Source organism: Maribacter sp. UH1 (assembly GCF_056839145.1).
This window is the reverse complement of the sequence record NZ_CM166387.1, coordinates 4,207,853-4,234,842: the sequence shown is the minus strand read 5'-3', so window position 1 is coordinate 4,234,842 and position 26,990 is coordinate 4,207,853. Positions and strand designations below refer to the sequence as shown.

At 33.8% G+C, this 26,990-nt stretch carries 26 protein-coding genes; 16 read left to right on the top strand and 10 right to left on the bottom strand.

The window, feature by feature from the left end:
- Positions 1-12: 12 nt before the first annotated feature.
- Positions 13-1,242 (bottom strand): HD domain-containing protein, encoded by a 1,230-nt coding sequence (locus UH1x_RS18305; protein ID WP_482623383.1) that lies wholly within the window; start codon positions 1,240-1,242, stop codon positions 13-15.
- 86 nt (positions 1,243-1,328) lie between these two features.
- Between UH1x_RS18305 and porX the strand changes: the two genes are divergently transcribed.
- The 6 genes from porX (at position 1,329) to UH1x_RS18275 (ending at position 6,179) form a co-directional block, all read left to right on the top strand.
- Positions 1,329-2,873 carry a T9SS response regulator signal transducer PorX gene (gene porX / locus UH1x_RS18300; RefSeq protein WP_482623382.1) on the top strand — a complete coding sequence of 515 codons (1,545 nt, stop codon included), beginning with the start codon at positions 1,329-1,331 and terminating at the stop codon, positions 2,871-2,873.
- A 10-nt stretch (positions 2,874-2,883) separates the two neighbouring features.
- Entirely contained in the window at positions 2,884-3,297 is a 414-nt protein-coding gene (gene tsaE, locus UH1x_RS18295) for a tRNA (adenosine(37)-N6)-threonylcarbamoyltransferase complex ATPase subunit type 1 TsaE (RefSeq protein ID WP_036154190.1), read from the top strand.
- A gap of 229 nt (positions 3,298-3,526) precedes the next feature.
- Entirely contained in the window at positions 3,527-3,658 is a 132-nt protein-coding gene (locus UH1x_RS18290; RefSeq protein WP_482623381.1) for a hypothetical protein, read from the top strand.
- Between the two features lie 107 nt (positions 3,659-3,765).
- Entirely contained in the window at positions 3,766-4,422 is a 657-nt protein-coding gene (locus UH1x_RS18285) for a hypothetical protein (RefSeq protein WP_482623380.1), read from the top strand.
- A 97-nt stretch (positions 4,423-4,519) separates the two neighbouring features.
- Positions 4,520-5,719: an alanine dehydrogenase gene (locus UH1x_RS18280; RefSeq protein ID WP_482623379.1), complete on the top strand. Its 1,200-nt coding sequence runs from the start codon at positions 4,520-4,522 to the stop codon at positions 5,717-5,719.
- A 70-nt stretch (positions 5,720-5,789) separates the two neighbouring features.
- Positions 5,790-6,179 (top strand): DUF4258 domain-containing protein, encoded by a 390-nt coding sequence (locus tag UH1x_RS18275; RefSeq protein WP_482623378.1) that lies wholly within the window; start codon positions 5,790-5,792, stop codon positions 6,177-6,179.
- A gap of 7 nt (positions 6,180-6,186) precedes the next feature.
- Here the strand turns inward: UH1x_RS18275 and UH1x_RS18270 are convergent, their stop codons facing one another.
- A complete protein-coding gene (locus tag UH1x_RS18270; protein ID WP_482623377.1) occupies positions 6,187-7,353 on the bottom strand; it encodes a proline dehydrogenase family protein in 1,167 nt (388 codons plus the stop codon).
- 110 nt (positions 7,354-7,463) lie between these two features.
- Here UH1x_RS18270 and aroB point away from each other — a divergent pair, with 110 nt between their 5' ends.
- Together aroB and UH1x_RS18260 are read left to right on the top strand one after the other, a co-directional pair.
- Positions 7,464-8,525: a 3-dehydroquinate synthase gene (aroB, locus tag UH1x_RS18265; protein ID WP_482623376.1), complete on the top strand. Its 1,062-nt coding sequence runs from the start codon at positions 7,464-7,466 to the stop codon at positions 8,523-8,525.
- A gap of 108 nt (positions 8,526-8,633) precedes the next feature.
- Positions 8,634-8,963 carry a hypothetical protein gene (locus tag UH1x_RS18260; RefSeq protein WP_482623375.1) on the top strand — a complete coding sequence of 110 codons (330 nt, stop codon included), beginning with the start codon at positions 8,634-8,636 and terminating at the stop codon, positions 8,961-8,963.
- On the opposite strand, the gene UH1x_RS18255 is transcribed toward UH1x_RS18260, so the two are convergent.
- From UH1x_RS18255 to UH1x_RS18245, 3 genes are all read right to left on the bottom strand, one after another.
- Entirely contained in the window at positions 8,960-9,481 is a 522-nt protein-coding gene (locus UH1x_RS18255; protein ID WP_482623374.1) for a DinB family protein, read from the bottom strand. The genes UH1x_RS18260 and UH1x_RS18255 overlap by 4 nt on opposite strands.
- 84 nt (positions 9,482-9,565) lie before the next feature.
- Complete coding sequence (locus UH1x_RS18250; RefSeq protein WP_027066901.1) at positions 9,566-10,045, bottom strand: Lrp/AsnC family transcriptional regulator; 480 nt, start codon at positions 10,043-10,045, stop codon at positions 9,566-9,568.
- Between the two features lie 116 nt (positions 10,046-10,161).
- A complete protein-coding gene (locus UH1x_RS18245; RefSeq protein ID WP_482623373.1) occupies positions 10,162-11,265 on the bottom strand; it encodes a M14 family metallopeptidase in 1,104 nt (367 codons plus the stop codon).
- A gap of 261 nt (positions 11,266-11,526) precedes the next feature.
- On the opposite strand from UH1x_RS18245, the gene UH1x_RS18240 reads away from it, so the two are divergent.
- The 3 genes from UH1x_RS18240 to UH1x_RS18230 all read left to right on the top strand — a co-directional run bounded on the left by UH1x_RS18240 (position 11,527) and on the right by UH1x_RS18230 (position 13,142).
- Positions 11,527-11,883 carry a helix-turn-helix transcriptional regulator gene (locus UH1x_RS18240; protein WP_482623372.1) on the top strand — a complete coding sequence of 119 codons (357 nt, stop codon included), beginning with the start codon at positions 11,527-11,529 and terminating at the stop codon, positions 11,881-11,883.
- Between the two features lie 69 nt (positions 11,884-11,952).
- The gene (locus tag UH1x_RS18235; protein ID WP_482623371.1) at positions 11,953-12,330 is read left to right on the top strand and encodes a hypothetical protein; all 378 of its coding nucleotides are present in this window, start codon (positions 11,953-11,955) and stop codon (positions 12,328-12,330) included.
- Between the two features lie 2 nt (positions 12,331-12,332).
- Positions 12,333-13,142 carry a TerC family protein gene (locus UH1x_RS18230; protein ID WP_482623370.1) on the top strand — a complete coding sequence of 270 codons (810 nt, stop codon included), beginning with the start codon at positions 12,333-12,335 and terminating at the stop codon, positions 13,140-13,142.
- A gap of 112 nt (positions 13,143-13,254) precedes the next feature.
- On the opposite strand, the gene UH1x_RS18225 is transcribed toward UH1x_RS18230, so the two are convergent.
- From UH1x_RS18225 to UH1x_RS18210, 4 genes are all read right to left on the bottom strand, one after another.
- Complete coding sequence (locus UH1x_RS18225) at positions 13,255-14,211, bottom strand: sterol desaturase family protein (protein WP_036154174.1); 957 nt, start codon at positions 14,209-14,211, stop codon at positions 13,255-13,257.
- Between the two features lie 114 nt (positions 14,212-14,325).
- A complete protein-coding gene (mscL, locus tag UH1x_RS18220) occupies positions 14,326-14,754 on the bottom strand; it encodes a large-conductance mechanosensitive channel protein MscL (RefSeq protein ID WP_482623369.1) in 429 nt (142 codons plus the stop codon).
- Between the two features lie 8 nt (positions 14,755-14,762).
- The gene (locus UH1x_RS18215) at positions 14,763-17,423 is read right to left on the bottom strand and encodes a DNA gyrase/topoisomerase IV subunit A (RefSeq protein ID WP_482623368.1); all 2,661 of its coding nucleotides are present in this window, start codon (positions 17,421-17,423) and stop codon (positions 14,763-14,765) included.
- A 25-nt stretch (positions 17,424-17,448) separates the two neighbouring features.
- Positions 17,449-19,314: a DNA topoisomerase IV subunit B gene (locus UH1x_RS18210; protein ID WP_036154168.1), complete on the bottom strand. Its 1,866-nt coding sequence runs from the start codon at positions 19,312-19,314 to the stop codon at positions 17,449-17,451.
- Between the two features lie 238 nt (positions 19,315-19,552).
- Here UH1x_RS18210 and UH1x_RS18205 point away from each other — a divergent pair, with 238 nt between their 5' ends.
- Entirely contained in the window at positions 19,553-20,458 is a 906-nt protein-coding gene (locus UH1x_RS18205; RefSeq protein ID WP_482623367.1) for a DnaJ C-terminal domain-containing protein, read from the top strand.
- A gap of 1 nt (position 20,459) precedes the next feature.
- Positions 20,460-20,753: a chaperone modulator CbpM gene (locus tag UH1x_RS18200; RefSeq protein ID WP_482623366.1), complete on the top strand. Its 294-nt coding sequence runs from the start codon at positions 20,460-20,462 to the stop codon at positions 20,751-20,753.
- Here the strand turns inward: UH1x_RS18200 and ychF are convergent.
- Positions 20,750-21,844 (bottom strand): redox-regulated ATPase YchF, encoded by a 1,095-nt coding sequence (ychF, locus tag UH1x_RS18195; protein WP_482623365.1) that lies wholly within the window; start codon positions 21,842-21,844, stop codon positions 20,750-20,752. The genes UH1x_RS18200 and ychF overlap by 4 nt on opposite strands.
- Before the next feature lie 200 nt (positions 21,845-22,044).
- Between ychF and UH1x_RS18190 the strand changes: the two genes are divergently transcribed.
- The 3 genes from UH1x_RS18190 (at position 22,045) to UH1x_RS18180 (ending at position 26,829) form a co-directional block, all read left to right on the top strand.
- Positions 22,045-22,623, top strand: coding sequence for an RNA polymerase sigma factor (locus UH1x_RS18190; protein ID WP_482623364.1), 579 nt, complete (start codon positions 22,045-22,047; stop codon positions 22,621-22,623).
- Between the two features lie 57 nt (positions 22,624-22,680).
- Entirely contained in the window at positions 22,681-23,694 is a 1,014-nt protein-coding gene (locus tag UH1x_RS18185) for a FecR family protein (RefSeq protein ID WP_482623363.1), read from the top strand.
- Positions 23,695-24,063: 369 nt separating this feature from the next.
- On the top strand, positions 24,064-26,829 hold the full coding sequence (locus UH1x_RS18180) for a TonB-dependent receptor (RefSeq protein ID WP_482626524.1): 2,766 nt from the start codon (positions 24,064-24,066) through the stop codon (positions 26,827-26,829).
- Positions 26,830-26,990: the final 161 nt, after the last annotated feature.

Here is a 26,990-nt window from a genome sequence, read left to right as displayed (position 1 = left end):
TAAGAAAAATTGTTAAACCCCTTCTTTAGGATAACACATATAATATTTGGTTACCGTTTTTGAAAGTGCATTTAAATTAAGGTGGTCAGATAATTTCGCAACATCCGTAATCTTTCCGTTTTTCCTTAAAATGTTGATAGTCTGATGTTGCCTATCATAAGCTTTATTTTTAAGCTCGCCTTTAAAGACAAAATAAGAAGCGTCTTCATCTGTGAGATTATACTGAGTTTTTACCTTATTTAAATGCATTAAAAACTTACTTTCAGCAATAGGCTCTTTTTTTACCTTAATATGAAGAAGTTTTCTGTTGATAATCATTTCACACAAAGAAGCAAGAACAAAATCCTCTGAATATTGCCATTCCTTTAACGCAGAAAGAATATCTATATCATCAAGCTTTGCAAACTTTGCCAAGGTTTCGTTATCAAAATTATTAATATCGATATGGTTCGTCAGAAAAAAATGTAGCGCATCACTAGAATTTAAAGTTTCACCTTTTTCTATTAAGAAACGAGCTCTCTTTAAAATACTGATCAGTAACCGCTCTGCAACGACAGCGGTTTTATGAAGATAAACCTGCCAATACATAAAGCGACGTGCCATTAGAAATTTCTCTACGGAATAAATTCCTTTTTCCTCAATTACCAAATTACCATCGACTACATTTAACATGGTAATTAATCGTTCTGCATTTGTATTCCCTTCAGCAACACCGGTGTAAAAACTATCTCTTTTCAAATAGTCTAATCGATCCATATCTAACTGACTAGACACCAACTGATTTAAAAACTTTTTTGAATGATTACCGGTAAAAATGGAGATGGCTTCCGTTAAACTTCCGTTAAATCGTTCATTTAGCTCATGCATGAATTGCAGTGAAATAAATTCATGACTTACACCTTCAACGATACTATGCTCCATGGCATGGGAAAAAGGTCCATGTCCTATATCATGTAAAAGAATAGCACACAGAAGTCCTTCTTCTTCTGTTTCTGTAATCTCAACTCCTTTAAAACGAAGCACTTGAATAGACTTTTGCATTAAATACATACAACCTAGCGCATGATGAAACCTAGTATGGTGCGCCCCTGGATAAACCAAATAGGATAAGCCCATCTGTGAGATTCTACGAAGCCTTTGAAAGTAAGGATCTGCAATGAGGTCGAAAATGAGCGCATTGGGAATTCTAATAAATCCGTAAATTGGATCATTAAAGATTTTCAATTTGTTTGATGTCTTCAAGATAATGTCGTCTTTTCTGAGATTAACATTTCAAAGTTATACAAAAGCATTAGCATAGAATTTGATTATCGTCAAATAATAATTCAATGAACAAAATAAAAATATTGTGGGTAGATGATGAAATCGATTTACTCAAGCCCCATATCATCTTTTTAGAATCTAAAAATTACAGCGTAATCACCTGTCAAAGCGGTCAAGAAGCCATAGAGGAGCTAGCGGAAACAAGAGTGGATATCGTTTTTTTGGACGAAAACATGCCCGGTATTTCTGGACTTGAAACACTTTCGGAAATTAAAATTATAGATAACTCTTTGCCTGTGGTCATGATTACCAAGAGTGAAGAAGAATCTATAATGGAAGAAGCCATTGGCTCTAAAATTGCGGATTACCTAATAAAACCAGTAAATCCTAATCAGATATTACTTTCCCTAAAAAAGAATTTAGACCACTCAAGATTGGTTTCTGAAAAGACCACAAGTAATTATCAGCAAGAATTTAGAAAAATTGCAATGGACCTTTCTATGGTAAGCACTTACCAAGAGTGGGTAGATTTATATAAAAAACTGATTTACTGGGAATTACAGTTAGAAGAAATTGAGGACAGCGGAATGTTCGAGATACTAGAATCTCAAAAGACCGAAGCAAATCAACAATTCGGCAAGTTTGTAGATCGAAATTATGAAGATTGGTTTACAGATATTGATGCACCTGTAATGTCTCATACCCTATTTAAGGAATGGATTGCGCCAGAAATTAAAGACCAAAAGACATTGTTGATAGTAGTAGACAATTTACGTTATGATCAATGGTATGCTTTTGAAGATACGGTCAACACCTTTTACAAAAAGAAAAAGGAAGATTCATATTATAGCATACTCCCAACAGCTACCCAATATGCAAGAAATGCAATATTTTCAGGGCTTACTCCGCTTGCTATGGAAAAAAAATATCCAGAATGGTGGAAAAACGATACCGACGAAGGAGGCAAAAACTTATTTGAAGATAAGTTTCTAGGAGAACAGCTTAAAAGATTGGGCTTAGATTTAAAATGGGAATATCACAAGATTAGTAGCTTAAAGCAAGGGAAGCATCTTAGCCAAAATTACAAAGCACAAAAAGACAATGACCTAACCGTAATTGTATACAATTTTGTTGATATGCTTTCTCATTCAAAAACAGAAATGGAAGTAATTAAAGAGTTGGCGTCAAATGATAAATCTTACAGATCGCTGACTACCAGTTGGTTTAAGAATTCGCCAATGTTAGAAATCATACAGCAAGCCCAAACTTTGGGAATGAAACTGATTATCACAACGGATCATGGAACTATAAATGTAAAATCCCCTTCTAAAGTGGTAGGCGACAGAGACACAAGTTTAAACTTACGCTATAAAACAGGCAGAAGCCTTACCTACGAAAAGAATGATGTCCTTGCCGCAAAAGACCCAAAATCTATTCATTTGCCGAGTATAAATATGAGCAGCTCTTACATCTTTGCCAAGAACGATTTGTTTTTCGCTTACCCAAATAACTACAACCACTATGTTAGTTATTACCGGAACACTTACCAACATGGCGGCGTTTCACTCGAAGAAATGATCATACCTTTTGTAGTTTTGGAACCAAAATAAATTACAGATTATGGAATTCATTTATCAAGAAGGTGAATTAAAGAATATTGCTAAGCAGATTATTAAACACGCCAGTAGCAAGACCCTTGCTTTTTATGCCCCCATGGGTGCAGGAAAAACAACATTAATTAAAACACTCATAAAAGAATTAGGTAGTAGCGATAATGTAAGCAGCCCTACATTTGGTTTGGTTAATGAATACGCATTGGAGTCTGGTGAGCTATTAGGTTACCATTTCGATTTTTATCGGTTGGAAGATGAGGAAGAAGCTATGGACATGGGACTAGATGATTATTTAGCCTCCGGCGGATGGATATTTATGGAATGGCCAGAAAAAATACCAAGCTTAATACCCAATGATGTTCAGAACATAAAAATTGAAATTTTAGATGAAACTACTAGAAAGTTAATTATCTTAAAATAAAACCTACGGCAATTCATGAAGTTTAATGATTGTTCTGAATTAGTAATTCGCACATCGTTCTAAGTAAAGATTTATTGCATTTTTTCGATGAAAAACGAAGAATTCGATAAAATGTTCAAAAAATCGGTTTAAGTACATAATTTTAACGACAAAAGGGTATTTAGTTGTATATTTTTTCTTACGTTTGTAGGAGAACTAAATATTTAGTATAACCAAAAACCCCTTGAAAATGAAAAACAAAAAAACATTCTTAGCATCAATCGCGTTAGGCGTATTTCTTTTAGCTATGACTGCACCGATTATTGATATTGATAATCAAGATTTAAATGTTGATAAGAGAAAATTGACTAAAAGAATTTAATTACAACTAATTTTAGTTTGGAAAAGGGAGCAATTATATTGCTCCCTTTTCTGTATATAATAATAAATACTTTATGTCGTTAACATATAGTAACGCTATTATGTATAATGATTAGTAAAGTAAAAAAGACAAAAGCTAAAAAGAAGATTTTTTTAGAAACTCTTCTAGTTTTCTTTATAGCAATTTCACCTTTTCTATACAAGGTATATGACTACTTGCCATATGATGAAAACGGTGATGCTATAATTCTTGGTTTAACTTTAGGAAACAATGGTTTTCCAGACACTTTGACTTACCTATGGTATTTAACGTCTAAAATTGTTCCACTTTATTTAATGATTTTTTGGTTTTTGACCTCTAGAAACTGGTGGTATCATATCATTCTTATACCAATTGCTATGTATGCATTTCAATTTTTTGAAGTGTTTTATGATTCAGATAATATGATTGACACAGATAATATATGGTGGTTGATTCCTGTTTGTATGATAACTATTCCTTTTGTTTATTTTATACGCATTAAACTATATGATAAACACGTTCATGGTATAGACCTGGAGGCAATGGAAGCTGAATTAGAAGAATTAAAGACAAAGGGGATTCATAATACTAATGACACAAGCAACAACCCTACAAATGATCAAACTGTTGAGATCCCTACAATAACAGAAGATATAAACGAAAAATTATCAACAGGAAACTTAGAGAACATTTTTAAGAATGTTCAAAATCGCATTCAAGGTTGGCTACAGCTGAAATCGTAACTATTCAATATCTTTAAAAAAGTACAAATCATTCATTTCTTTAAAAATTGTACATTTGAGATTCAGGTCATTGATTTGAACAACTCATTATTAAGTTATGAACCAACCCACTTCACCTTTTAGTAAGCACCAATTAATTCCACAAGAGGAAACCTTAGAGGTTTTGCGTCAAAAAGGAGAATTATTTATAGGTATTCCAAAGGAAAATCAATACCAAGAAAAAAGAATTTGTCTTACTCCAGATGCCGTAAATGCTATTACCGCTAACGGTCATCGTGTTTTAATAGAATCTGGTGCTGGTGAAGCTGCACATTACTCTGATGCAGATTATGTTACTGCAGGCGGAGAAATTACTAGAGACACCAAAAAAGTTTTCGCTTGCCCATTAATTCTAAAAGTTGAGCCTCCTACCCTAACTGAAATAGAATATATAAACCCGCAGACAACAATTATATCTGCACTTCAGATTAAGACACAGTATAAGGAATATTTTGAAGAATTAGCAAGAAAACGAATTACTGCCATTGCATTTGAATATATTAGAGATGAAGAAGGTAAATACCCTGCAGTAAGATCACTTAGTGAAATTGCCGGTATTTCTTCAGTTCTAATTGCAGCAGAATTAATGGCTGCTAATAACAATGGTAACGGGCTCATGTTTGGTAATATTAGCGGTGTACCACCTGTGGAAGTTGTCATTATAGGCGCGGGAACAGTTGGTGAGTTCGCAGCTCGATCAGCTATAGGAATTGGAGCAAATGTCAAAGTTTTTGACAACTCCATAACCAAGCTTAGAAATATACAGACCAACTTAAAACAAACAGTTTACACATCTACCATTCAACCCAAAAACCTATTAAAAGCCTTAAAACGTTGCGACGTAGCAATTGGAGCAACTAGAGGGAAAGATCGATCGCCCGTTGTTGTGACCAGTACTATGGTAGAGCACATGAAAAAAGGTGCTGTCATTATTGATGTAAGTATTGATACAGGTGGATGTTTTGAAACCAGTGAAATAACCGACCACAACAAGCCCACTAGAAAGAAATTTGATGTTATACATTATGGTGTGCCAAACATTCCGTCTAGATATCCAAAAACTGCATCGGTAAGCATTAGCAATATCTTTACGCCATACCTACTAAAAATAGGAGAAGATGGCGGATTAGAAAATTCCCTTCGCTTTGACAAAGGTCTTCGTAACGGACTTTATATGTACCATGGCATTTTAACCAACAAGTCGGTAGGCGAATGGTTCGATTTACAATACAGTGACATAAATTTCCTTATTTTTTAGAATACAAAAGACATTCCTTTTCCTATCCATTTTAAAAGGCATAATTTTGCGCTCTTAAAAGTATTGAAGCATGAATATGGATTTTATTAAAAGGTTAGGTTTTTTCTTAGTTGGCTTATCAATTGGTATTGTGTTTCTAACTTTTTTTCTGAAAAAGAAATCTCAAGAAACGGGAGTATATTTCTGTTACCTACCAGATTGTAGAACATTAAAAGATATTAGATCTAAATCAATGTACTACAGTGATGAAGCTACACAAAAACTTAAAGAGTTTGAATTAGATTCTATAGGCGTTACTTATATATTAACCGAAGGAGATGTTGATTTTAGTAAAAGTGATACAAAATCCGTTCCCTGTAAAACTTACGTTGTAGAGTCTGAATACAAGGAACGTGATTATATATTTACTGTTAGAAATTGCAGAGAAAAAGCTACAATACAGAAAGTAGAAAGAGAATAAAATCTTTTTACATTTTTCTACGCTTTCTTTCTTTTTTTAATAAAGACAACTCTCTACTTGTTTGTCCGGCAACAGATGTATTTTCATCTGCCCTTCTAATTAAATACGGCATAACATCACGCACAGGACCAAATGGCAAATATTTAGCAACATTATACCCATTAGCCGCTAAGTTATAAGAGATATGATCACTCATACCATAAAGCTGGCCAAACCAAATATGGGTGTTATTCTTATCAACCCCGTTGTCTTCCATCAATTGCATTAAACGGTAACAACTTTCTTCATTATGTGTGCCGGCAAATATGGAAAGCGTATCTAAATGACTAATCATGTATTCAATAGTAGCATTGAAATTATCGTCAGTCTCTGCTTTGGTTTTACATATTGGAGAAGCATACCCTTTTTCCTTCGCACGGTCATTTTCCTTTTCCATATAAGCACCGCGCACCACTTTCATACCTACCAAAAAGCCATCTTTAACGGCACGTTCATGCAATGACTTTAAATAAGGTAAGCGGTCCCATCTGTAAGTCTGTAAAGTATTAAAAACAATACGCTTCTTTTTGTTATACTTACGCATCATGTCCTCGGCTAAATCATCTGCCGCATCTTGCATCCAACTTTCTTCTCCATCGATCAAAAGAGAAACTTCTAAATCATGCGCTTTCTTACATACCTTATCAAATCTATTCACCACACGTTGCCATTCCGCCTCTTCAGACGAGGTAAGCTTTTTCTTTTCGCTTATTTTTTGATAAAGCGCAAAACGACCAAAACCCGTTGGTTTAAAAACGGCATACGGTATTGCTTCTTTTTCTTTCACGAAATCTAAAATTGTCAAAATAATTTCAGTAGCCGCATCAAAAGGATCTTCCTCTTCCTTACCTTCAACAGAATAATCGAGTACAGAACATACTCCTTTCTCCCACATGCGGTCTACCACAGGTAAACAATCACGTTCGTTTACCCCACCACAGAAGTGGTCAAAAACTGTAGCTCTTATTAAACTTTCAACCGGCAAATGGGCTTTAAATGCGAAGTTTGTAATTACCGAACCCATTTTCACTAACGGTTCATTGGAAATCATTTTAAAAAGAAAGTATGCTCTTTCTAATTCCGAATCGGTTTTTAAGGCAAATGCAGTTGCAGTATTTTCAAAAATTTGGTCCATTCTTTATAATTTCAATAACGATCAAATATAATCACAGAATTTATAATCCTAAGACTAAAAATAACCTTTATTTTGCGGTAGAATTGCAAACACAAAAAGCCATATTTTCAATGGATTCTATAATTTCAGATTCTTACGCAGTACATTTTAACGAGGAAGCTTTTAAAGCTTTAAATGCTCATTTAGCCGATAAAAAATATTCTATAGTTTTTATTCTGGTTGATGAGAACACCCACGAGCTTTGTTTACCAAATTTTATGGCAGAGATCAATGGGGATTATCAATTTGAAATTATTGAAATAGAATCGGGCGAGATTAATAAAAACATTGAAACATGTGTTGGTGTATGGGAAGCCTTATCAGAATTAGGAGCTGACCGAAAAAGCGTTATGATCAATTTAGGTGGCGGAGTATTAACGGATATGGGAGGCTTTATTGCTTCAACCTTTAAAAGGGGCATAGACTTCATTAACGTACCCACTACCCTATTATCTATGGTAGATGCCTCTGTTGGCGGTAAAACCGGAATAGATCTAGGCGCTTTAAAAAACCAAATAGGTGTTATAAATCAACCGGTAATGGTACTAGTCATTCCTGATTTTCTAGATACGCTAGAAAATAGGCAAGTTATTAGTGGTTTTGCAGAGATGCTAAAACATGGTCTTATTCAAAGTAACAGCTACTGGGAAGCACTCAAAGAAGCAAATAACTTAGAGGATATGAAGATGCATATTCTTACTTCTATCCAAATAAAGAATGAGGTAGTACTGCAAGACCCTACGGAACAAAATATACGCAAGATTTTAAACTACGGTCATACCCTAGGTCATGCTATAGAATCTTATTTCCTAGAGAACGAATCAAAGGAAATGTTATTACATGGAGAGGCTATTGCTGTAGGTATGATTTTAGAAGGATATCTTTCACACAAACTTTTAGGACTATCAGAACAATCATTAAATGATATCAAAACGACTTTTTTAGATAAGTACGAAAAAGTTGAATTTTCTGATGATGATTTTGAAAATATTTTAAAGTTAATGAAATATGACAAGAAAAATTCTCACGGAAAAGTAAATTTTGTACTCTTAAAAACTATTGGCGAGCCCATAATTGATGTTGAAATTCCCGTAGAATTATTCGCCGAGGCATTCGCATACTACAAAGTTTAAAAACTTCACATACCAAAAATAGCACTTTCACAACTCTACAAAGAGAGATGTAAGTATAATGACTAGCTTAGTTATAGATAAATACAACCTTCTATAAATAAAATAGTTATGACACGACGCCTTATTGATTACCGTAAATTAGACCACCAATTAGCAGCCCTTTTAATAGAAACTTATCCTTATGGATATGGTGATGAAGACATCATCTCTTTCAAGAATATTAAAGGCGATTATGTTGAAGCTGTTGAAATTAAAACAGAAGACACCTTGTATCTGGTTAAAATAAGTAAAAGCCTTTCTAACTTCATTGCCAATTTTGAAGAAAACATAGAAAAAGAACTAGAATCTAAAACTCCAGAGGAAGTAATGCAATCTGAAGATATGACCAAAGCACTTTATCTTAATTTTGAAACAGAGAGCGAAGAAGAGCTAGATTAATTGAAATAACGTTCTTGCAGTATATTTTCATGGTGCTGTTGATGACCGCTTATTACCAAGCCTAAAGCAGCAACTGACCAAGGAATACCACTCGCAGTCCCTACTCTTTTTAAATTTTCATCAAGCATTGTGTCAAACAAACTAATTGATGTATCACGAACGGAAAGATATTCGGCTAAAATATCTTCTTTTGTACGTTGATTTGCTTTGCTCTCTTCCACAAAAATATTGTGATCAAAACCCGGTAAAGGTGTTTTGTCATTCCTAGATATTCTAAATGCCCTATATTGAAATACGCGCTCAGTGTCAATTAGGTGCACTAAAACTTCAGCAATAGTCCATTTACCTTCTCCATAGCTAAATAGAAATTGCTCATCGGTTAATCCATGAACTAAATCTTCAAAACTTTTTCTCCCTTTTAATAAAGCAGATTTTAAATCTTCCTTCTCGTCAAGAGTTTTTAAATAAGTACTATAAAAAAATTGCAATTCGTCTTCCTGTAAATCCTTAACCGTCATTCTAAAAATTTAAATATTTCAAATTAAAAAAGCCCAATCATAATTATAACCGGGCTTTTTTTAAGTTAGTTGAATAACCTATATCTATAATTCATTAAAGATTGTATGCATCAAACGTTTTTTATCGTTGAAGCTTTCTTCTAATGAAATCATTGTTTCTGTTCTACTAATACCATCTATATCATCTATTTTAAAGATAATATTTTTAGCATGTGTAGTATCCTTTGCTCTAATCTTACAGAAAATATTAAACTTCCCTGTTGTAATATGTGCAATGGTTACATTAGGTATTTGATTTAAACGCTCCAATACAAATTTAGTTTGGTGTGTTTTTTCAAGAAAAATACCAACGTATGCTATAAAAGCATAACCTAACTTTACATAATCTAAAGTAAGTGAAGAACCTTTTATGATTCCTGCTTCTTCCATTTTCTTAACTCTAACATGTACCGTTCCGGCAGATATAAGAAGTTTCTTTGCAATATCAGTAAAAGGAGTTCTGGTGTTGTCAATCAACATATCCAGAATTTGGTGGTCTATTTCGTCTAATTTGACTTTACCCATAGTTGTACAATTTTTGCCAAAAATAAAAAATAATCACATTAAATTCATTGAAACTTCATTTTTTTTAATGAAACCGTAAACAATTTCACTATTTCAAAGAAATAAGATAACAAAAATCACACAAGTAGATTCAACAAATCGTTACTTTTTAGCCATTCCATATCTTTTTCATCATTGCAATTCAAGGTTTTATGACCAAAAATCTCTGTTGGTTCTTTTTCAAAAACGTGTAGACCTGGCACAAATTCCAATTTCTTATCTTTTAATACTTCTTTATATTGTATAGCAACAATACCGCTTTTGGTCAATTTATTTACGTGAAAATCTGGATTAAGAACTAAAATGTCTACAAATTGCTTACCATTTTCTGGAATAGCTTCATATTGTTTTACCGTAAACTTTTGAATTTTATCATAAACAATAGTATCTAAAGCTTTTAATAAAACTTTAAAGATATAACCTCTGGTTATATCCCTATTGTAATCATTACTATAATGACCTGCCTCAAACAGTATAGTAGGTGTTTTTTTCATTTGAAAGGCATCGCCAACACAATTAGCGTTAAATCCGTCATCATACCTACCTACTTGTCCAGGAATTTCTTCTTGCAAGGTGCTATTCATTGCAGCAATTAATTGCATACTTATTTCGCGTGATGGAGAATTATTACGTTCTACATCAAAAGCAGGAGCCAAAAATGAAACGGTGGCCGGTTTGCTGGTATCCCCTACATTGAAAATAGTACGTTGATCATGAAGATTAAAACAAAAGTCTGGTTTAAAATTTTCATACACTCTTTTTAAAACACGGCTTTCAGGTTGAGTTAAATCTTGCGCATCCCTATTAAGATCAATTCTATTTGCATTGACCCTGGTATAGACCCGAGCACCATCCGGATTTAAAATGGGTATTATTTTAATAGTGCATGCTTTTAAAATTTCATTTATATGTGTAGAATCTTTTTTAAAATAGTTCAATAAATCAATAGCAGCTTTGGTAGTGGTAGATTCATTACCGTGCATTTGTGACCACATTAAAATACGATGAGAACCATTTCCAAACTCAATACTTTTTATAGATTCACTGCGTACAGATTTCCCTTCTTCTTTAATTTTAAATTCCGGTGGCAGTGCATTTATAAATTCATTTAAATGGTCGTAATTAATATATCGTCCAGAAATTTCCGAGACATAAATATCATTATAATTCAATTCCTTCATTATCATTCAACTTTTATAAAAGACAAAAATACTACAGGTGTTGTTTACAATTGTAAACATTCAATGATATTATAAAACCAATTTACAATAGTACAAAATTTACAATTTTAACAAACAATATATTTTTAAACACTAAATACTAATATTCAGTTAGTTAATTAAAAATATATGAAGTCAAACTTTATTGATTAATTCTACTTATTGAATGATAACAATCTATATTAACAATTCTAAATTGCATAATGTATTAACTTTGTAAACATGTTAGACCCCACTTCTTTCCTTACTAGATTAAAGGCGATTTTAGCGCACAAAGAGCTTTCTTCTGCTGCATTTGCAGATTTAATTAATGTGCAACGATCCAGCATTTCTCATTTATTAAACGGAAGAAACAAACCAAGCTTGGAGTTTATTTTGAAAGTAGACGATGCTTTTCCTGAGGTAGATTTACAATGGCTTCTTTACGGTAAAGGCACATACCCAAAATCTACGCAAAGAAATAATGTAACACATAACACACCCAAAGAACCACTACAAAAAGTAACGACCGATAAGAAGGTTGATCGCATTGTTATATTTTTTACAGATGGTACATTTAAGACATATTCTGAAATTTGATTATAAGCAAATGACGAAGTATTCTCTAAATTTTTAATTACATCACCCCTATTTTCATTATTTTGCAGCATGATAAAAAGTATATTTTCGACCCTTGTATTATGTTTAATATTAGGCTCGTGTTATGAACCTGAACGTGATTGTGAAAAGTATAAAACAGGCACTTTTAAATTTAATTATGAAATAAATGACACTTTAAAAGAAGGCAAATTTATTAGAACAGAAGATTATAGCGTGGACTACTATGAGAACAAAATAGACAGCGCCACCGTACGCTGGTTCAACGATTGCGAATTCGTCTTACAAGATATCAATAGCAAGACAGCTATACATTACAAAATTATCAGTACTACAGATTCTTCATACACATTCCAATACAAAAGTGCTGTAAAAGATCCCAATAAAAAATTAATAGTAAAAACCGGAACCGCAATTAAAACCAACTAACCATGTTCGAAATTTTCACTAATCCAGATGCCTGGATTGCACTACTCACCTTAACGTTTCTTGAAATTGTTTTAGGAATAGATAATATTATTTTCATTTCCATAGCCGCAGGAAAACTAGACCCAGCACAACGAAAAAAAGCAACCAACATAGGTCTTGTATTGGCAATGGTTATGCGTATAATATTATTATTCGGTATAACACTACTTACTTCAATGAAAAAGCCATTTTGGGTATTTGATAGTAACTGGATCACTGGTGGAATAAGTGGACAAGGTATTATCCTTTTCTTGGGTGGATTGTTTCTACTCTACAAGAGTACCAAGGAAATTCATGAAAAAGTTGAAGATAAAGGTCACGATGAACGTGAAGTTAAAAAGGCTAGATCAACATCATTAACCAATGCTATACTCCAAATAACGGTAATAAACATTGTGTTTTCATTTGACTCTATACTAACGGCAATAGGGATGACCAACGGAATATCACCTAATCCAAACGATGCACTTGTATTAATGATTGTCGCAGTAGTCATCTCTGTAGTCATTATGATGTTATTCGCCAACCCCGTGGGTGAGTTCGTCAACAGGCACCCTTCCATACAAATTCTTGGGCTATCATTCTTAATACTGATTGGCTTTATGCTTATAGCAGAATCAGCACATTTATGTCACTTGGTAGTATTTGGCAACGAAGTTGGCACCATACCAAAAGGTTACCTGTATTTCTCAATAGCATTCTCCTTAATGGTTGAGTTCTTTGACCTACGAATGAAAAAGAATAAAAAACCAATTACCGAAGTAGAAGATTAAAATACTTTATTATTCTAACAAAAGAATCCCGATTAAGCTTATGCTCAATCGGGATTTTTATTTATACTATTAACCAGAAACCAATAAACCGATTTTAGTAGCTTAGATTGCTTTAATTAGGTCTATCAAAGGAAACACTTGGATTAGCTTCTTTTTGCTCTTTAAACAAGCGCTGTTGCTGCTTAACTGTCATTGTACTTCCATCATGGCTCCATCCCGGAGGTCCGAAAATGTACATCAACTTATGACTAAGCTTTTTAGACTTCTTGGTATCTGCCCAAATATCCTTGAACTCATGAGTTAGAATAACTATAGGATTGTTAGAGTTTGGAGCATGTATAACACCAAATTTTACATCTATATTCTCATCATATTCTTTCCAAGTACCAAAAATCTTATCAAAGAAATTTAAGAATCCACCATGATTTTTATCTAAGTACTCCACATTTTGTGCGTGGTGCACCTGGTGCATGGTATGCGTATTAAATATTTTTTCAATGAAACCCATTTTAGGAACGTACTGCGAATGCAGTTGAAATTGCCAGAACGACTCAATAGCCAAACATACTACAACCATTTCTACCGGGAAACCTATAATAGGCATCCAAACATAGAAAAAGGGCTTATAAAGCAACGTAAACCATCCATTACGAATAGCGGTGCCTAAATTAAAGTTGTCAGATGAATGATGTACTATATGTGCCGCCCATAGAATTCTAATCTCATGATTAGCTCTATGAAACCAATAGTATGTAAAATCATCTGCCAATTGACAAAGTAACCAAACATACCAAGCGTAGCCAAAAGACTCATACCCCATAATATTAGTTCTTACACCGTCTACAAGCGGATTAAATAGTTCATAAGCATATTCAAAAAGAACAACTAATAAAATTACTTTAAGCAAAGGACCAATAATTGCTGATCCAATACCCATTGCACTACTTGCCGCAAAATCTTTCCAATCATAAAGATCATCATCTCCATGAGTTTTACTGTAGGTCAATTCTAATAAAATAAAGGCAATAAAAGCTGGCGCGCCATACACCAAGGGGTTAGTGAAATCCATTAAATAATTTATTTTTTTTTTGTAAAAGTAGTTATAAAAGCAATTATTATAAGAGTTTGTTTAATCTTAACATTCTATCTAACAATAAGGCTTCTCAATAATTAAACAATTTAATTACTTTTTATTTTTAAGAATAGCATTTTGTTCTTGCAGCAATTTCTCCATATTAGATAATAAAACAATGTTTTTGGGAGTTTCCACTTCTTTATTGGAAGGATCTTCTGATTTCTCTTTAAATCTATTTATAAATTTGACCATAACGAAAATGGTAAACGCTATTATACCAAAATCTATTAATGATTCAATAAGCTCACCATAACCTATGGCAACTTCTTCTACGGATTCTGCAGCATCCCTAAGAACCCACTTTTTATTGGACAGATTAACATCATCGGTCAATAAAGAAAGGGGCGGCATAATAATAGCCGAAACAATTGTGCTAACCACTTTATTAAATGCAGTACCAATAATAATACCTACCGCCAAATCTATCATATTGCCTTTTATGGCAAAGTTCTTAAACTCTTCGAAAAACTTTTTCATAACACGGACTAATCAAATAATGTTGGTTCATCTGCTGACCCGGCATCTTCATCTTTAGACTTTCCTTCATCATCACCAGACGCTACAGATTCTTCATCTACCACTTCAATATTCTCAACCTCTTCAGGAACCTCTGGCTCATATGGCAACGGATCAAGAAGATTTATATTCTTTACCTTCTCCGTAATAAACTGATTACCTAAAGCTTTTATTCCCTTAATCGATATAAAACCTTCAACATCAACAGATTCATTTTCTTTTGCTTCCTTACCTCTTGGCTTAGGGAATTCAATTTCAACCATTGGTTTCCAATCTGTAGAAACAAGCTCCAAATAAGATTTTGGATGCTCGGAAATAAACAATTCTTCTTTGTTTTCGTTTTCGATCAAAAACCTCTTGATATAATATCGCTCCTTTTCACCTTCCCAGTAAATAGCCGAAATAGGCTTTTCAGGTATCCATTTCTCCAATACGATCATGTCGTCATCAAAATGAGAAGTAAGTACTGGCAGAAAGGTTTTTGCAACCCCTTTTTGATTTATAACCAGGATTAGATCATCTCCCTTAAATTCCCCTAATAATTCACCTCTTCCATCTACATTCAACCTTCTCACTACATCATCGAACCAAATTTTTCTTGGTTTAAGGGTAGAAACCCCTTTTTCTTTCAATTCTATGCGCTTAACAGAATATTTGGTAACAATATTTCCTTTTGAAGCCCTTCCTTTGATAAGGACATCCGAAAAGTCAATATCCCACTTCAACTTTTTAACACTACCTACCTGACGTAATAAAACAGTTACCACTTCAGCTTCTCCATTTGGGTTAGCGGAAAAATACAATACTTGAGACCCCGGCTTACCAGTAGTTAAATCATATTCCCTATCCCTCGTTATGCTTGTAACATTAAAGCGTTTAATATATGTAGCCCCACCTTTACCATCTTTGTAAACTAAATTATAGGTAGTACGCTTATCTTTTTTCTTAAATACCGCAACGTGGATAATACCTTTACCCACAAATATTTTAGAATCTACTTTTGACACCATCATTTTACCAGAACTGGTAATCATAATAATATCATCAATATCACTACAATCCGTCACATACTCATCTTTCTTTAACGAAGTACCCACAAAACCTTCTTCCCTATTGACATAAAGTTTCGTATTCCTGATAGCAACTTTTGTAGCTTCAATATCATCGAAAACACGAATTTCAGTCATACGACCTCTATCCTTACCGTAGGTTTCTTTTAGATTTTTGAAGTAGTTAATGGCAAATTCAATGAGATTAGCTAAATGATGCTTTACCTCTGCAATACGCTCTTGAAGACTTTCTAGATGCTGTTGAGCCTTATCTAAATCGAACTTAGATATCCTTTTAATACGAATTTCTGTAAGTCTAGTAATATCTTCTACAGTTACCGCACGTTTTAAGTGTTTCGTAAAAGGAGCCAAACCTTTATCAATAGCACTTATTACCCCTTCCCAAGTTTCCTCTTCCTCGATATCACGATAAATACGATTTTCAATAAAAATTCGCTCTAAAGATGCAAAATGCCACTGTTCTTCTAACTCTTTAAGTTGAATTTCCAGCTCTTGTTTCAACAAATCTACCGTAGAATCGGTAGACCTCTTAAGCATTTCGGTTACTCCAATAAATAAAGGCTTGTTGTCTTCTATAATACACCCAAGAGGAGAAATAGAAGATTCACAAGAGGTAAAAGCATACAAGGCATCAATAGTTCTATCTGGAGAAATACCCGATGGAAGATGTATTAAAATCTCAACATCGGCGGCAGTATTGTCCTCTATTTTCTTGATTTTTATCTTACCCTTGTCATTAGCTTTTAAAATTGAATCTATTAAACTACCAGTATTGGTACCATAAGGTATCTCATTGATTACTAGCGTATTCTTATCTAACTGAGATATTTTTGCGCGGACTCTAATTTTACCGCCCCTAAGACCATCATTGTAATTAGTAACATCTATAATACCAGCTGTAGGAAAATCAGGATAGATTTTAAATCGCTGCCCTTTTAGATGCTTAATAGAAGCATCAATTAGTTCAACAAAATTATGAGCAAGTACTTTAGTAGATAAACCAACAGCAATACCTTCCGCCCCTTGAGCTAATAACAGAGGGAATTTTACCGGCAAGTTTACCGGCTCCTTCTTTCTTCCATCATAAGAAGCCTGCCATTCTGTAATTTTGGGGCTAAAAATAACCTCTAAAGCAAATTTTGATAATCTCGCTTCAATATATCTCGATGCAGCTGCTCTATCACCCGTTAAAATATTACCCCAGTTACCCTGAGTATCAATTAACAGGTCTTTTTGACCAATCTGCACCATAGCATCAGCAATACTAGCATCCCCATGAGGGTGATATTGCATGGTATGACCAACTACATTGGCAACTTTATTGTATCTACCATCATCAAGTTCTTTTAACGAATGCATGATACGGCGCTGTACAGGTTTGAATCCGTCTTCAATGGCAGGTACCGCTCGCTCTAAAATTACGTAAGATGCGTAATCCAAGAACCAGTCTTTATACATGCCAGAGACTCTGGTTAATGCATCAGAAGAATCAATATTCTCATTATTCTCTTCGGAAAGGTTGTCGTTAATTTCCTCGTTCAAATCGTCATTTTCTTCCATTCAGAAGCAATCGTATTAACTTAATTTATACTACTTTATCTTCTATCAAATCAACCTCCACTTTAAGGTTATTGATTATGAATTTTTGTCTGTCAGGGGTGTTTTTACCCATATAAAAACTTAATAGCTCTTCAATAGACATAGCCTTGTCAAGCATAATAGGTTCTAATCTAATATCATCACCAATGAAATGCCTAAACTCATCTGGTGATATTTCACCCAACCCTTTAAATCGAGTTATTTCAGGTTTGCCGCTTAGCTTGTTTATTGCCATTTGTCGCTCTTCATCACTATAGCAATAAATAGTCTCTTTTTTATTTCTTACCCTAAATAATGGAGTTTGCAAAATATACAAATGATTCTCTTTGATCAGTTCTGGGAAAAACTGTAAAAAGAAGGTTATTAATAGCAAACGAATATGCATACCATCAACATCGGCATCGGTTGCGATTATGATATTATTGTAACGCAAATCCTCAATAGACTCCTCTATATTCAAAGCAGCTTGTAAAAGATTGAATTCTTCATTCTCATACACAATCTTTTTGGACATACCGTAAGAATTCAAAGGCTTACCTTTTAGACTAAAAACAGCTTGGGTATTTACATCCCTAGATTTTGTAATTGATCCAGATGCAGAATCTCCCTCGGTAATAAACAAGGAAGTCTCTAATCGCCTATCTTTCTTTATATCACCTAAATGTATTCTGCAATCGCGAAGCTTTTTATTATGAAGACTAGCTTTCTTAGCTCGATCACGTGCCAACTTTCTAATCCCAGAAAGCTCTTTACGCTCCTTCTCTGCCATCATAATTTTACGCTGAAGCTTCTCTGCAGTATCGGCATTCTTATGAAGGTAGTTATCTAAATATTTACCAACAAAATCATTTATATAAGTTCTAACCGTTGGAAAATTGCCTCCCATTTCGGTCGACCCCAGTTTTGTTTTCGTCTGACTTTCAAAAACGGGCTCCATTACTTTTATGGAGATGGCAGAAATTATAGATTTCCTTATATCTGATGCATCATATGATTTACCATAAAAATCACGAATTGTTTTTACTATAGCCTCCCTGAAAGCAGCTTGGTGCGTACCACCGTGCGTTGTATGTTGACCATTGACAAAAGAATGATACTCCTCACTATACTGTGTTCTACTATGCGTAATGGCAACTTCAATATCATCTCCCTTTAAATGTATAACAGGATACAGCATATCCTCAACATTATTATTATCCTCTAAAAGATCTTTTAATCCATTTTCAGAATGAAATTTTTCACCGTTGAAAACAATGGTCAAACCCGGATTTAAGTATACATAGTTCTTAAGCATGCGTTCTACATACTCATTTCTATATTTATAATTTTTGAAGATAGTGTCATCAGGAATAAATGTAACCTTGGTTCCTTTTCTTTTTCCCGTTTCCTCAGGACCAATTTCCTTTTCTAAATTACCAGAACTAAACTGAGCCGTTTTTAATTGATTCTCTCTAGAGGATTGAACCTCAAAAAAACTGGACAAGGCATTTACCGCTTTAGTACCAACACCATTTAGTCCAACAGATTTTTTAAAGGCACGGCTATCGTACTTACCACCAGTATTCATTTTAGAAACTACATCTACTACTTTACCTAAAGGTATACCACGACCGTAATCCCTAACTTTTACCACTTTATCTTTAATAGAGATTTCAATGGTTTTACCGGCACCCATTACAAACTCATCTATACAGTTATCTATAACCTCTTTCAACAAAATATAGATACCATCATCTGCAGACGAACCATCACCTAATTTACCGATATACATACCAGGTCGTAATCGGATATGTTCTTTCCAATCGAGCGAGCGTATATTATCTTCAGTATATTGAGTTCCGTCTTGAGACATTTAAAAAAGTTTAAGATAGTTGCGCTAAAGATAGCACCACTCAGCAAAAAATAAAATAGCTATCTGTTAAAGTAATTAACAATAAAATAAGCCTGTTTGTTGATAGCTCGTAGTGCTTACAACAATTGTGGAAAAAGTTAAATGTTGAAAATTAGTAAAAAAGACAAGTTAAATTATGACATGTATCATGACAATAATTTTATCCTTTTTATATCTTTAATGTAGATTTTGAATAGCTATGGAATTTATTGATTACTACAAAATTCTTGAAATTGACAAGAAGGCATCACAAGCCGATATAAAAAAGGCATATCGGAAATTAGCGCGTAAACTTCATCCAGATTTAAATCCGAACGATAGGAGCGCACAAGAAAAATTTCAGCGTATAAATGAAGCGAATGAAGTTTTAAGTGATCCCGAAAAGAGAAAGAAATACGACCAATACGGTAAAGATTGGGAACATGCCGATGCTTTTGAAGAAGCAAAAAGAAACCAACGCAGCTCTTCTGGCGGAAACAGAAGAACATACTCCAGTTCTACCGGGTCACAAGAAGATTTTTCAGATTTCTTTGAATCTATGTTCGGTGGTGCCGGAGGGGGTTTTAGTGGTGGTGGAAGACAAAGATCAACACAATTTAAAGGTCAAGACTTAAATGCAACTTTAAAATTAAACCTATTAGATATTCTTGAAGACCAAAAACAAACCCTTGACTTAGGAGCTAAAAAAATTAGGATAACCATACCCGCAGGAGTTGAAGACGGTCAAACCATTAAAATTGCCGGTTATGGCGGAGAAGGTATGAATGGCGGACCCAAGGGAGATTTATACTTAACATTTGAAATAAACAATAACACCAACTTCAAAAGAGTGAAGAACGATTTATATAAAAATGAATCAATCTCATTATATGATGCCATGCTAGGAAGTTCTATAGAAGTAGAAACCTTGACAGGAAAAGTAAAATTAAAAGTAAAACCTGAAACCCAAAATGACACCAAAGTGAAATTGAAAGGAAAAGGTATGCCGGTTTATAAGAAAAAAGGTGCTCATGGAGACTTATATATTACCTATAAAGTAATTATGCCTACAAAGCTTTCAGAAAAAGAAAAAGAATTATTTAAACAACTTTCAGAATTACGATAATATGAATTCAGAAAACTACATACAGATAGAAGTATACTGTCAACGAACACAAACTCCGATGAAATTCATAGATGACCTTTTAGAATTTGAAATGATCGAAGTACAGCAAATTGAAAATAAAATATATGTTGAACCACAATATATTGTTGAGATTGAACGCATATATAGATTACGAGAAGAGCTTGGTATTAATATGGAAGGCATAGACACCTTAAACCATATGATAAAAAAAGTCAACCGATTAGAGCAAGAATTAAAATTGCTACGTGACCGGTTGACTATATATGAACATTAAACATTAAAACGGAAATGCATTACATCACCATCTTTAACAATGTACTCCTTACCTTCTACTCTCATTTTACCAGCTTCCTTCACTTTTGCTTCACTACCTAAAGCAACGTAGTCATCATAAGCGATAACTTCTGCACGGATAAAGCCTTTTTCAAAATCGGTATGAATAACTCCCGCAGCTTGTGGAGCAGTTGCTCCAACAGGAATAGTCCAAGCACGAACTTCTTTAACACCTGCAGTAAAATAAGTTTCCAAATCAAGTAACTTATAAGCTCCACGTATCAATTTAGCAGAACCAGGCTCTTCCAAACCTAAATCTTCTAAAAACATTTGACGCTCGTCATAAGTCTCCAACTCCGTAATATCCGCTTCCGTACCAACCGCTAAGAAAATAACTTCAGCATTTTCAGCTGCAACCGTTTCTTTCACTTTTTCAACATATGCATTACCAGATACCGCAGCATCTTCATCTACATTACAAACATACATCACCGGCTTATCCGTAATAAACTGTAAAGGTTTTACAAACTCCAATCTAGATTCCTCCTCAATTTCAATAGCCCTTACCGATGTACCAGCCTCTAATCCGTTTTTTACGGCAAGCAAAACAGCCTCTTCTTTCTGGGCATCTTTATTACCTGTTCTAGCTGCTCTTTTTACTTTCTCCAGTTTCTTTTCAACGGTCTCCAAATCTTTTAATTGAAGCTCCATATCAATAGTCTCCTTATCTCTAATGGGATCAACACTACCATCTACATGAACAATATTGTCATTATCAAAACAACGCAATACATGTAATATAGCATCTGTTTCACGAATGTTTCCCAAAAACTGATTTCCTAACCCCTCACCCTTACTAGCTCCTTTAACCAGTCCGGCAATATCAACAATCTCTACAGTGGCAGGCAAAACTCTTTCAGGATCAACCAACTCTTCTAACTTTTGCAAACGGGCATCCGGCACATTTACTACACCTATATTAGGCTCTATCGTACAAAAAGGAAAATTTGCACTTTGCGCTTTTGCATTGGATAAACAATTAAAAAGTGTTGATTTACCTACGTTTGGCAATCCTACAATACCTGCTTTCATAATTAATCATATTTCAAGGATGCAAATATAGTTTTTACTAAGACAATTTTCATTCAATTTTTACATATAACTTTCAACAGGTTTCCTACAAATTAATCTATTAATATTCAAATTATTTAGCTATTCGGTATTAAAAAATGACATGTTTAACACTTTTTAATAAATTATTATTAATTTGGCGGAAGAACTTGTAAGAATTTATGGAACTTCATTCAGATGAAACTATATGGTATTTTTTTAAAAAGGGCGAATCCCATGGGTTCAGCTTACTTTTTAAAAAGTATTATCCTCAACTACATGTTTATGGTTTAAAATTGAGCAATAACCTAGAATTGACTGAGGATTGCCTCCAAAATTTCTTTATTCAACTTTTCGAAAATAGAGAACGTTTAGGAAAAATAAACAGCTTAAAAGCATACTTGTTCGTTTCATTTAAAAGAAGATTAGTAAAACAATTACAAAAGAATCAGAATAATATTCCAATATCAGAAGCTCAATTATTTAAAACAAACTTTACTTTTTCGATTGAGGAAATATCCATTAAACAAGAAATTCAATTCCTTTGCACCTCTACCCTAGCTACACTTATCAATGAATTATCACCAAGACAAAAGGAAGCTATTTATTTGAAATATTACAGCGGAATGACTACCACTGACATCGCCGAAGTAATGGATATGAACTACCAAAGCGTTTTAAACACACTGCAAAAAGCATTAAAAAAACTTAGAATAGCATCTGAAAATCAGCAGATTAAAACTATTTTGAAAAAAAACTAAAAAAAGTAGGGTATATTTTTAAGAGTTAAACCTCTTACTAACGGAACACCTTACTATATGAACAACAATAATAAATTCGATTTAGATTACTTCCTATCGGATGCATCATTTAAAAACTGGGCAAAAGGCTTAAATAAAAATGATATCGCTTATTGGAATAAGTGGATTCAGAATAATCCAGCACATATAGAAACGGTAGAGAATGCCAAATCTATTATTTTAGGCATCAATTTTAACCAGCAACTGCCAAACAATACTGCGGTTAATGATGCATTAGCCAAAGTTTTACCAAAAATAAAGTTAGAGCCAACCCCAAAGAAAATCCTCAAAAAAACGCATACAGTAAACAGTTCTTTGCTAACCGCAGCGGCTGCAGTATTATTAATTCTTATAAGCTGGACAAGCTATACTTTAATAAACAATGATACTACAACCATTCACAAAACCAATTTTGGCGAAATAATCGACTTAAAATTACCAGATGGCACTTCTGTAGTACTTAATGGTAATTCTGAAATATGGTATGAAAAAGACAATCCGCGGTTGATTAACTTAAAAGGTGAAGCTTATTTCAAAGTCAAATCTATACCAAGTACCAATGCGAAATTTTGGGTTATTACAGATGACCTTAAAGTTGAAGTACTAGGAACACAATTTCATGTGAATACAAGAAAGCACAAAACCAATGTAGTGCTTGATGAAGGTTCTATTCATTTAGAGCTAAATAATGGAGAAGTTAAAAAAATGATACCTGGTGAAATGGTTTCTTTTTCAAACGAAAGCAAAAAACTAACGCACCAAAAAGTAGATATAGAAACCCCTTACGCGCTATGGCGTGGCGGCACATATGCTTTTAACGAAATATCATTGAAGGAGGTAATGTTCAATCTTGAAACCACTTACGGACTAGAAGTGATATATGAATCTGAACATTTAAAGGAAATACCCATTTCTGGTGGTATACCTAATCACAACTTACAAATATGTATAGCCGCTATTGAAAAAGCTACAGGAACTAGAATCATTAACAAAGAAAACAAATTACGCGTACAAGAAAACCCTATTTATTAACTAAACTATTTATTTATGAGAACGAACAAACTAATGAGATTGCTGCTTGCGGTAATGCTTTTTTCAAGCATCACCAGCGTAACAGCAGCTAATGAACTCAAAGAAAACGTTACTTTAAGCGAGTTTCTTAATGAGATCAGTGAAAAACACGAAGTTTTTTTCACTTACAACCCAGCACTGGTTTCCAATACCAGCTTAAACCCTGAGGAATACAAATTTCCTGTACTAGATAAGATCATCAATAAACTAGAGCGCAAGACTAGTTTTGATTTTGAATATCTAGGAAACAAATATTACGTTGTTTACCATAAAAAAACTGAAAGAGCCAAGGTTTTAAAAATTAACTCAAGTACTAATGGAATTACGGCAATGACTTTGAATGAAAAAATTCAAAACAGCATTACCGGTAAAGTAACAGATGATTCTGGAATGCCATTAGCAGGAGTTAATATTGTTGAAAAAGGTACGACTAACGGAACTACTTCTGATTTTGATGGAAACTACACCATCAATGTAACTGATGACACTAAATTAGTATTTAGCTATATTGGTTTTGCAACCCAAGAAGTTTCAACTGCAGGAAAAAATACAATTAATGTGCAACTGTCCGAAGGTATGCAGTTAGATGAATTTATCGTCGTTGGTTCTCGTACAGCGCCTAGAAGTAATGCGGACACACCATTACCTGTAGATGTAATTGGAGCTAAGGATTTAAGTTCAACAGGACAAGCTACTTTTGATAAAGCCTTGCAATACAAAATCCCTTCTTTTAACACGGTACAAACGCCTGTAAATGATGCAACATCTTTATTGGATCCTTATGAAATTAGAAACATGGGACCATCTAGAACATTAATTTTGATTAATGGTAAGCGTAAGAACTTAAGTGCCTTGTTATATACACAAACATCTCCGGGTCGTGGTGAAACAGGTGCGGATATTTCTGCTATACCTACAGATGCAATCAAGAGAGTTGAAATTTTACGTGATGGTGCTTCCGCACAATATGGTTCAGATGCCATTGCAGGTGTAATGAACATTATATTAAAAGACGCTCCAAATGAAGGTTCTGCTACAGTAAGAACAGGTATCACTTCTGAAGGCGATGGTGAAATGTTTGGTGTTGCAATCAATAATGGTTCTACTATTGGTGATGATAAAGGTTTCGTAAACTACACTGTTGATTTATCTAAAGTGAATCAAGCTAATAGACCAGGTACTGTAGATGCAGCTGGTGAAGCTGGTGATTTTGGTGCTGATATTGCAGATGTACAGGAATTCTTATCAAGACGCCCAGATGCGGGAAACATTAACGGTTCTCCAGAAACTGCGGCTGCAAAGTTTTCTGTAAATTTAGGTTATGACTTAAGTGAAAATACCTCATTATACGGTAACGCTGCTTATGTTTATAAAGCCGTAAACAGTTTTGCAAACTACAGAACACCTTATTGGAGAACAGTGGATGATTTTCCTTATTTAGCAGATTTCTTTCCTGGTGACAACCCAAATACAGCTGGCGGATACGATGGTTACTTACCAACATTTGAAGGTTTATTAAGCGATTACAATGCTACCATTGGATTTAAATCGGTAATAAACGATTGGAATATTGACGCAAGTTTCACGACTGGTGGCAACTTACAAACTTACAAGGTAAACAATACCCATAATAGAAATGTTGTTTATTCTCCTTCTGTATTTATAGACGCAAACGGGAATGGCTCTGTAGATGACGGTGAAATTACCGAAGGTTCTGAGCTTTATAGAGAAAATAGTCAACAATCATTTGATCCAGGAGGAACTAGATTTTCTCATAACGTTGGTAACATTGATATTTCTAGATTATTATCTGACAAAGTTAGTATTGGTGTTGGTGCCGAGTTCAGAACAGAAACTTTTGAAATCATAGAAGGTGAATTGGCTTCTTATGATGGTGGTGGTGCAGATTCATTTGCAGGTGCCTCTCCTCAAAACTCAGGAAAATTCAATCGTTATAATATTGGTGGTTACTTAAGTTTAGATTATGATGTGTCTGACGCTTTCTTATTAAGCGGTACCATTAGAACGGAGAACTATTCAGATTTCGGTAACACATTTATATACAAGTTTAGTTCTCGTTACAAGTTTAGTGATGAATTTACATTAAGAGGTTCTATATCTTCTGGATTTAGAGCTCCTACCCTACACCAAATTTATACTCAAAAAGCACAATACAGCTTTGTGCCAGGTCAAGGTATTCAAGTTGGTGGTTTAATAAACAATGTATCTACACAAGCAAAATTATTGGGTATACCGCAATTAGATGCTGAAACCTCTACTAACTTTACTGTTGGTTTTGGTGGAAAAATTGCTAACAAATTCAGTTATACTTTAGATTACTACAATATCAAAGTAAAAGACAGAATTGTATTGGGTAATGAAATAGGCGGAAGTGGCGACCCAACAAATCCTTTAGATGTTCTTTTAGCAAATAACAATTTAAGTGATGTTAGCTTCTTTTCTAACGCTATAGACACTAAAACCTCTGGTGTAGATGTTGTTCTAGCTTACAAAGGAATTAATATTGGTGAAGGAAGCTTAGATCTAAACTTATCAGGTAACTATACTATACAGAATGAACTTGACGGACCTGTAAATGATATTGATTTAGTAGCAAATTCTGGTCAATCTGTAGTAAACCAAACTCAAGAAGCCTTATTCTTTACTTCAAGACCTAAGACTAAATGGATTTTAGGAGCTAATTACGAAATAAATAAATTCGGATTTTCTTTAAATAACACTTTATTTGGAAAAACTAGTTTCTTTCAACAAGGTTTAAGTACTGACGCAAATGGTAATTTTAACTTAGGTACTGAATTTGACCCTAAAGTAGTTACTGATTTAGGAGTTAATTATAGCGCGACAGATAAATTGACAATTGCACTTAACATAAATAACTTGTTGAATGTATTACCTGAATGGAATTTTGTTTCTCAGAATGCTGCAGGAGATGCTATTTTGGCTGATCCGGCTCAAACTCAAAACCAATCTAACTTGATTACTTTCAACCAACGTTATTCTCAAATGACTTATGATGGTTATCACTTTAGCCAATTAGGAACTATGTTCAACCTATCGTTGAATTATAAATTTTAGTTTGATTTAGTTTTAATAAAAAAGCTACCTATTCATTTAGGTAGCTTTTTTTATTTAAAACAAGTTTGTTATGTAATTATAATTTCTTCATAAAAAGGTAAACAATAAAGCAGTCTAAAGATTAACTACAATTATCAAAACCTTTAAAGAAAATATAAGTT